Source organism: Mycobacterium arosiense ATCC BAA-1401 = DSM 45069, assembly GCF_002086125.1.
Lineage (GTDB): Bacteria > Actinomycetota > Actinomycetes > Mycobacteriales > Mycobacteriaceae > Mycobacterium > Mycobacterium arosiense.
Map to the genome: position 1 here is coordinate 1 of NZ_MVHG01000207.1, position 1,089 is coordinate 1,089.

Below are 1,089 nucleotides of genomic sequence, written 5' to 3' on the forward strand. Positions count from 1 at the left end.
CGGATGTATCGCAGCGGGGATTTGGTGCGTTGGGGTCGTGATGGGCAGTTGCAGTATCTGGGGCGTGCCGATGAGCAGGTCAAGATCCGCGGTTACCGCATTGAACTCGGCGAAGTCCAAACCGCGCTGAGCGCGTTGGACGGTGTCGAGCACGCCGTCGTCATCGCCCGCGAGGACCGCCCCGGCGACAAACGCCTGGTCGGCTACATCACCGGCACCGCAGACCCGGCCCAGGCGCGCACCGCCCTGGCCGAGCGGCTCCCGGCCTACCTGGTCCCGGCGGCGGTGGTGGTCATCGACAAGCTGCCCTTGACCCCCAACGGCAAACTCGACACCTGCGCCCTGCCCGCACCGGAATACACCGTTGGCCCCTACCGGCCTCCGGGCAGCGCCATCGAGGAGATCCTGGCCGGCATCTACGCCCAGGTCCTCGGGCTCGACCAAGTCGGTGTCGACGACTCCTTCTTCGACCTGGGTGGGGACAGCATCTTGTCGATGCAGGTGGTGGCCCGCGCCCGGGCGGCCGGGCTGATCTGCCGGCCGCGTGACGTCTTCGTCGAGCAGACCGTGGCCCGGCTGGCCCGGGTGGCCACCGTCGCCGACGATGCGGACCGACCCGTCGATGAGGGCCTCGGGGCGGTGATCGCCACCCCGATCATGCGCTGGCTGCAGTCCGTGCACGGCCCGATCGACGAGTTCAACCAGACCATCGTCATGTCCGCCCCCACCGGGGCCACCGAGGCCGACGTCGTGACGGTACTGCAGGCGTTGCTGGACCGCCACGCCATGCTGCGCCTGCGCGTGGACAGCGACGGCGCCGACGGCTGGTCGCTATGGGTGCCCGAAACCGGGGCGGTGGACGCGCGCGGATGCCTGCGAGAAGTGCAGGAACTCTCCGATGCGGCTCTGGTGGCCGCGCGGGCGCGGCTGAATCCGGCCACCGGCGCCATGCTCAGCGCGCTGTGGGCGCCCCACACCGGCCAGCTGGCGGTGATCATCCACCACCTGGCCATCGACGGGGTGTCCTGGCGAATCCTATTGGAAGACCTCAACATCGCCTGGGCCCAACACCACAACGGCCAACCCATC

General features: G+C 69.6%; 1 protein-coding gene. It reads left to right on the forward strand.

What is annotated here, in order from left to right; translation table 11 throughout:
- On the forward strand, positions 1-1,089 hold a 1,089-nt coding region (locus tag BST14_RS28100; RefSeq protein ID WP_142279678.1), incomplete at both ends, for a phosphopantetheine-binding protein.